The organism is Hyphomonas sp. CY54-11-8 (assembly GCF_000682735.1).
GTDB lineage: Bacteria > Pseudomonadota > Alphaproteobacteria > Caulobacterales > Hyphomonadaceae > Hyphomonas.
On the sequence record NZ_AWFD01000014.1, the window covers coordinates 21,623 to 28,817 of the forward strand.

Here is a 7,195-nt window from a genome sequence, read left to right on the forward strand (position 1 = left end):
ACCGATCCCAAGCGTGTCAGCTGAAGCCGGAACTAACTTTTCGGTTGGGCCAGTCCGATTGGACAAGCCATAACCTCTATTGCAAATTTGCATCACCCGTCGACGATCTCTGTCAGGGGGAAAAAAGAATATTCACATTGCAGATAAGTATCATATCATACAGTATTATATAAACATAAGGAGGAAACTAGGTGTATTATTTCAACGCGGTGTCGAAGACAACTGTTTCGGTATCTTTGGCGGTTTTGCTGTTTGCCGCCGGTGCTCATGCGCAAGTTGAGGTGGACGAGCAAGGTGCTGCTGCATCCGGGGCGGAAAATGTGGAGGCCACACGTCGATTGGGTGCAATCACAGTTACAGCGCAAAAGCGCGAGCAGAGCTTGCAGGATGTGCCAATTGTCGTGACCGCCTTGTCCGGAGAGCTTCTCAGCGATGCTGGCGTTCAGGATATCAAGGACCTGACGGTCGTGACGCCGGGCCTGCTTGTAACTTCTTCGTCAAAGCAAGCAAATACTACGGCGCGGATTCGTGGCATTGGCACGGTTGGTGACAATCCCGGTCTCGAAAGCTCAGTAGGCGTCGTTATCGACGGGGTTCCGCGCGCCAGGAACGGCGTTTCCTTCGGCGATCTCGGCGAGATCGAGCGAATCGAAGTACTAAAGGGGCCGCAGGGAACCTTGTTTGGCAAGTCGACCTCTGCGGGCGTCATAAATGTCATCACGAAGAAACCGTCTGACGAGTTAGAGTCGATCTTCGAGGTCGGGATCGGCAACGAAGGTTTCCTTCGCACGTCTGCAGAAGTCACCGGACCGCTTTCTAAGACGGTGAGCGGTCGCCTGTTCGGAGTATACGAAGAGCGCGGCGGTCTTTTGGACGTAAAGACCGGTAACGGTCCACGTACCGAGGACGAAACGAGTCAGTATGACTTCTACTCCGTTCGAGGTCAGCTTCGTTTTGAGCCCTCCAGCGACCTCGAGATTCTTCTCTCTGCTGACTATACTGATCGGGAAGAAGATTGTTGCATGGGTGACTATATCGCGGTGGACCCGGCCAGGGGCCCGCTGATCACGCTGCTGGCTGGCGGTGACGGGGCCTCTGCTTTTCCGATCGATCCGTTCGACCGCGTCGCCTTTGCGAACCGCGACGCCACGCAGACGACCGAGGACTGGGGTGTGTCAGCGAATATCGAGTGGCAGTCCGGCCTCGGTGAATTGACGTCAATCACATCCTATCGCGATTGGGAAAACGGCTCGGGTCAGGATACAGATTTTAGTGCCGCCGATCTTTGGTATCGAGATGACGAAACGTCCAGGGACGCTTTTGCCACATTCAGCCAAGAGTTACGACTCGCGGGCGCGACCGATAACGTCGACTGGCAGGTGGGTGTGTTTTACGCGAATGAAACTCTTGATCGTACAGATTTCATTACTTACGGCAATGATTACTTTTTCTACTTTCAACAATTGCTGCTCGGTGCGAGTGGTGGTGCGTTTGATCTGTCTTCGCTGCCAGGTAATATCTATACGGGCGAGGCAAATGCAACCGCAGACGTTTATGAACAAACTGCGGATACATACGCCATCTTCACGAACAATACGTTCAGCTTGAGCGATCAGTTCGACCTCACGGTCGGTCTTCGTTATACGATTGATGAGAAGACGCTGGAGTCCAATTTTAATGGCGAAGCGGGTAGCTGTACCACAGCCTTGGCCGTATTTGGCCCTACAGGTGGATTGACACCAACGCTTTGCTTGCCTTGGACAAACGACAACTTTGTGGGTGTGAGCGCCACGCAGGATCGCTCTGACGAGGATTTATCAGGTACAGTAAAGGGGGCATATCGGGTCAGTGAGAATCTGATGTCATACGCGTCCTATTCGCGCGGTTACAAGGCCGGTGGTTTCAACCTTGACCGCAGCCAGTTTGGTCCCTCAGATCCCACGCCATTTCAGCCCAACCTGGATACCAGCTTTGATCCCGAAACTGTTGATGCGTATGAGGTCGGCTTTAAGACCAACAATGCGGCAAATAGCTTGTTCTTCAACGGCGCGATTTTCTATCAGGAGTATAGCGACTTTCAGCTCAACACGTTTACCGGTACGAGCTTCATCGTGACATCTGTTCCCGGTGTGATTTCCAAGGGTGCTGAGTTCGATGTCCGGTACCTGCCTGAACAGCTTGAAGGGCTGACACTGCAGGGCGGTCTTGTCTATGCGGAAACCCAGTATGATGATTTCGAAGCGGTAGACTTTTTCGCGCCGCCGCGCTTGCCGGGAAGCACAATTTCATTTGCGCCCCGTTGGTCGGGTACGTTGGCCGCAACCTATGAAACCTCGTTCATCAGCGACTGGGATGCGCGCTTCAATGTATCGAGCCGGTTCACTTCAAAGTATAATACAGGTTCGAACCTCGATCCGCTCAAGGAGGTTGAAGAGCTGGTTGTGGTAAATGCAAGAATGTCATTCTACAGTGACAACTCTCCCTTCGAGTTGGAACTGTGGGCGCAGAACCTGTTTGATGAGGACTATTACGAACTTGCTTTCGATACGCCGCTTCAAGGTACCGCTGCCACGCAAACAGCTCCGGGAACAGCTGTTGGTGCTTTCTTGTCACCGCCCCTGACCTTTGGCGCAACCGCTCGTGTTCGGTTTTAGAGCACTTTGAGGCAATGTCAGCTTAGCCTGACTTGAGGAGCCAAGGTGCAAGAGCCAATCTCATAGGGGAGGGAAGCGCGAAGTTCCAGCTGTTGCTTGCGGAGTGGTTGCTGAATATTGTAGCGCTCCGCAAGCCATTTCCAGAGATTTTGTAGAGGCAGGAGGCGCGGACCGGAAGCCCATAAGGATGGACGTTGGCCTGCCAGCGAACTTTCATCTGGATGGGATCAGAGCCTCGCTGATGAGGAGTTCATGACTTCAGATTCTCGCTAACTGTCGAAAGTAAAACCGCTGCTGAAGCCAGGACTAGGATCAATAACAGGGTTAAAGTCTTGAGCTGCAAGCCGCTCGGCGGATCGCACAAACTCCTTTGCGCGCTGGATCGCAAATCCGGTTGGGACAATTCGCCACGCTCGACGATCACGGTAATCTCGCTCACGCGAGACATGGCCCGATCAATCGAATTGATTGATCAGTATCCCAACATGTGGACGCTTAATGTCGTGCACTTCGGTAAGCTGGATCTGGGGCATTCCAGTCTGATCATTTAACCAGGCGCCTGCCACCGTGATCGCGTGAGGGCGATAGCTTCCATTTCCTGATCGTACGCCCGGCGCGATAGTCGGCTCACTTCACCAAAAAGGAAGCTGAAATCGATTGCGGGATCTCATATGAAGCCAGATGCGCGCGACCGCGTGGGCAACTTGACAGGTTTCTCCATTTACAATGATTGTAAGGTAACTTAATAAAGGAATAAGTAAAAGAGTTTATAGTGGACGGATCTTTTGTACGATTGTGATGGATATCTCCATGCGCAGGGGCTGAAGCTGGCGCACAGTTCGGTTGGCGATCCCGCTGCCCCTCCGGTCATTTTTGCCCATGGCGGAGGACAAACTCGTCATGCTTGGAGCGCTGCCGCGAAGGCGGTGGCATTTGAAGGATATCGCTCAATAATCTTAGATCTTCGCGGGCATGGTGAAAGCGACTGGGCTCCAGACGGTGATTACTCTCTCGGAGCTATCGCTCGAGACCTTGTAGAGGTTGGTGAAAGCGTCGCGGTTGGAAGGCCGCGGCCGCATGTAGTCGGTGCTTCGCTTGGAGGACTTGCAGCCATAGTTGCCGCAGGCATGTTTGCGCGCGATGCGTTTGAATCGGTTACTCTGGTCGATATCACGCCGAACATGGACGCCGCCGGCGTCACCAAAGTTGTCGGCTTTATGGGCGCGCATGTTAAGGAAGGCTTTGCTTCGTTGGAACAGGCCGCTGATGTGGTTGCCACCTATTTGCCGCATCGGCCCCGGCCGAAAGACCTTGAAGGGCTGCGTAAGAATCTGCGGCAAGGCGAAGACGGGCGTTGGCGATGGCACTGGGACCCTGCCTTTATCACCGGCGTCACGCGTCGCTCTGGGGTTGCTCGCACCAGTGAGCTGGAGCAGGCGGTTCGGAACATCCGCGTACCGCTTCATCTCATCCGTGGACGTATGAGCGAGCTGGTTACAGAAGACTCCGTCGCGGCGTTTCGTTCCTTGGCACCGAGGGCACATTTCACTGACGTCGCTGGGGCCAGACATATGGTGGCAGGAGATTGCAACGATTTATTTGTCGAAGCAGTCGTGTCCTTTCTTCGTCCGATTCGAGAGCAGACCCCTGCATGAGCACCTCCATGCTCAATGTTAATCAGATACAGGCCGCACTCGATGCGGCCCCCTTCCATCGCTGGCTTGGGCTGAAGGCGATCAGCACAGACAAGGACAAGCTGATACTGCAAATGCCCTGGCGTGAGGAGCTGGTTTCCAATCCGCGAATACAATCTGCCCATGGCGGTGTCATTGCCGCGCTGATTGATCTCACAGGATTTTATGCCCTGCTCGCCGCAGGGAACACGCCTGCTGCGACGGCGGACTTGCGAGTTGACTATCACAAACCTGCCACGCCAGGAACGCTAAGCATGATGGGAAGAATTGTCCGTCTGGGTGCAACTCTTTCCGTCGCCGAAGCCTCTGTCATGAACGCCAGCGGAGCGCTGCTTTCGAGCGGGCGCGGCGCCTACCTGATGCCGGGGCGTGCATGAAGGTTTGCATGATATTCTTGCATTGCGTAATTTTAATTCTGGTCTCGGGGTGTAGGGGCCAGAGTCAGAAGGTCAGGTTGCCCCTGAGCCGACCGGCTTTACGTATGAGGCCGGGGCGGGTGGTCTGTGTAGAAGCGGTTTCCGTGGAATTGGGGGCATGAGGGACATCTATTTGATTGCGTGGGGGCTGCCTCCGTAAAAGTGGCCTGGTATTTGAGTTAGTCTCGGCTTCGATTGACGCGCTTGGGTTCGGTGGTCAGGCTCTGACGTTAAAATCCAGCGGCAAGTTGGACCTGACCACCATGGCAATTCTTGAGATGTCGGCAGAATCTTTCGGCGTTTTTCCATTGCGAACCATGCGAGGTCGGCCTGTAGATCATTTGCAAGTCATGAGAAAGAGCGTCCGGCAATTGAGCACCGCCGGGCTAGATCCTGACAATGCACAATGAAGCTCTTTACGTTCACCGGCACATCGCCCCGGCTAAGAGGTGGAGAAACGTTGCGTCCCTCACAGGAATAGGGTATTGGAATTTCTCCACCGTTCTGAATTTCAGACGCGTTCACCCACTTCTTCTCTTCCTTGCAACGCCGGGCGCGCTGCAGCGCTCCACTGTGCCGGATCGGCGTGATACAGACAAAAAGTGAACTCATGGCCGGAACCGTTGCGAATTCTCAAGAGGGCGGCGGGCTTGCGGTCAAATAATGCCTTTGGAGTCATTAAAGGAAAAACACATGGCTGCCCGGCGCGCGATCCTTTTTCATTCCTGCAGAGTGAAATCGACCGTCTTTTTGACAGTTTCAGCGGCGCAGGTTTCCGCCGTCCGGTCGGAATGCAGGAGGTCTGGCCGCGTCTGGAAGTCAAGGAATGTGATGGTCTGATCGAAGTCGCCGCCGAGCTTCCCAGGGTGGATGAAAAGAATATCGAGGTCAATGTGACCGACAGCCGGCTGACGATCCGCGGGGAAAAGAAACCGGAGAGGGACGAAAAGACCAAGAGCTACCGGCTTGTCGAAAGATCGTTTGGCACATTCGAACGCTCGATCGCGCTCCCGTCCGGTGTTGACACCAGCAAGGTCAAGGCCCAACAAGCGCAAAGGCGCGCTGCATTTCGAAATTCCCAAGCTGGCAAGTTCAAAAAGGACAGCGCGTTGAGGGCTTCCAGTCTCTCTCGGGGTCCTGCCTTTGCATCGCTGGGCAAGTCACATTGCCGCGGTTGGTGCCGGGATGCTTCATATCCAACGCCCTTAACCTGTGAAGCGTCCCGATTTTTTGAGCATGCTGTGCGCGGGCTCAGGGCGGCGAGGCTGGTAACGGAATAAATCAGTGTACCGTAAAAACATAAGTGAGAGATAGGGCGCTGCGAGCACTCTGTTGTTTCCTGTGACCTGCTGCCCGAAAAATCCCTCGTTTGAGGCTGGAGTTTTCGCGTAATGTTCCCGGGCTGGGATGGAGCGAAAGCGATGAAGGCATCGAAGTTCACGGACGCACAGAAGGCGTTCATATTGAAGCAGGGCGAAGAAGGGACTCCGGTGGCAGAGGTCTGCCGCAAGGCCGGGATCAGCCAGGCGACGTATTTCAACTGGAAGAAAAAATATGGCGGTTTGCTTCCGTCGGAGATGAAGCGGCTACGTGAGCTTGAGGAGGAGAACTCCCGGCTCAAGCGGATCGTAGCCGACCTCACTCTCGACCGCGAGATTTTGCAGGACGTCATCAAGCGAAAGCTTTGAAGCCTGGCCGCAAGCGCAAGCTGGTCAACGAGGTGTGCTACGACTGGGCGGTCTCGATACGGCGAGCCTGCGGGCTCCTGGTTCTCGATCCGAAGTCCTATCGCTACACCTCTCGCCGGCGCGACCAGGCTGCTCTCGAACTGCGTATCCGGGAGATTTGTGAAACGCGTGTCCGATACGGCTATCGGCGCGTCTACGTCATGCTGCGGCGTGAAGGTTGGGTAATCAACATGAAGAAGGTCCGAAGGATCTACAACGAATTAGGCCTGCAATTACGGAACAAAACGCCGAAGCGGCGGGTCAAGGCCAAGCTCCGGGACGACCGCAGGGAGGCAACTGGCTCCCACGATGTCTGGGCAATGGACTTTGTACATGACCAGCTGGTGAGCGGCCACAAGATACGCATACTGACGGTGATCGACACTTACTCACGCTACTCGCCTGTCATCGATCCACGGTTCAGCTATCGCGGCGAGGACGTTGTTGCCACGCTCGACCGTGTCTGCGGCAAGATCGGCTATCCGAAGACGATTCGGGTCGACCAGGGCTCTGAGTTCATCTCCCGTGACCTCGACCTCTGGGCCTATGCAAACAATGTGACGCTGGATTTTTCACGGCCCGGAAAGCCGACAGACAACGCCTTCATCGAGTCCTTCAACGGGCGGTTCAGGGCAGAATGCCTGAACCAGCATTGGTTCATGAGCCTCGCCGATGCGAGGGAAAAGCTGGAGGCTTGGCGTGGA

6 protein-coding genes are annotated in these 7,195 nt (G+C 54.9%); all 6 read left to right on the plus strand.

Translation table 11 applies throughout. The features are described 5' to 3' along the window. The first annotated feature begins 191 nt into the window (after positions 1-191). On the plus strand, positions 192-2,654 hold the full coding sequence (locus HY17_RS10590) for a TonB-dependent receptor (RefSeq protein ID WP_051599958.1): 2,463 nt from the start codon (positions 192-194) through the stop codon (positions 2,652-2,654). Positions 2,655-2,986: 332 nt separating this feature from the next. Next, positions 2,987-3,205, plus strand: a complete 219-nt coding sequence (locus tag HY17_RS10595) for a hypothetical protein (RefSeq protein WP_034766462.1) — start codon at positions 2,987-2,989, stop codon at positions 3,203-3,205. A 234-nt stretch (positions 3,206-3,439) separates the two neighbouring features. Further along, the gene (locus tag HY17_RS10600) at positions 3,440-4,309 is read left to right on the plus strand and encodes an alpha/beta fold hydrolase (protein ID WP_034766463.1); all 870 of its coding nucleotides are present in this window, start codon (positions 3,440-3,442) and stop codon (positions 4,307-4,309) included. Further along, positions 4,306-4,725, plus strand: a complete 420-nt coding sequence (locus tag HY17_RS10605; RefSeq protein ID WP_034766464.1) for a PaaI family thioesterase — start codon at positions 4,306-4,308, stop codon at positions 4,723-4,725. The genes HY17_RS10600 and HY17_RS10605 overlap by 4 nt, the downstream gene beginning before the upstream one ends. 689 nt (positions 4,726-5,414) lie before the next feature. Beyond that, positions 5,415-6,044 carry an Hsp20/alpha crystallin family protein gene (locus tag HY17_RS20540; protein WP_197020266.1) on the plus strand — a complete coding sequence of 210 codons (630 nt, stop codon included), beginning with the start codon at positions 5,415-5,417 and terminating at the stop codon, positions 6,042-6,044. A 141-nt stretch (positions 6,045-6,185) separates the two neighbouring features. Then, positions 6,186-7,195, plus strand: a protein-coding gene (locus HY17_RS10620; protein WP_155843600.1) for an IS3 family transposase whose coding sequence is annotated in 2 segments (ribosomal slippage) — positions 6,186-6,447 and positions 6,447-7,195 — 1,011 coding nt annotated over the 2 segments. Because the reading frame shifts where the segments join, the coding sequence is not laid out codon by codon here. This gene is flagged as partial in the annotation.

Excerpts from the sequence above, each read along its gene's own strand:
- HY17_RS10605 (WP_034766464.1), top strand. The coding sequence starts at position 4,306 with ATGAGCACCTCCATGCTCAATGTTAATCAGATACAGGCCGCACTCGAT.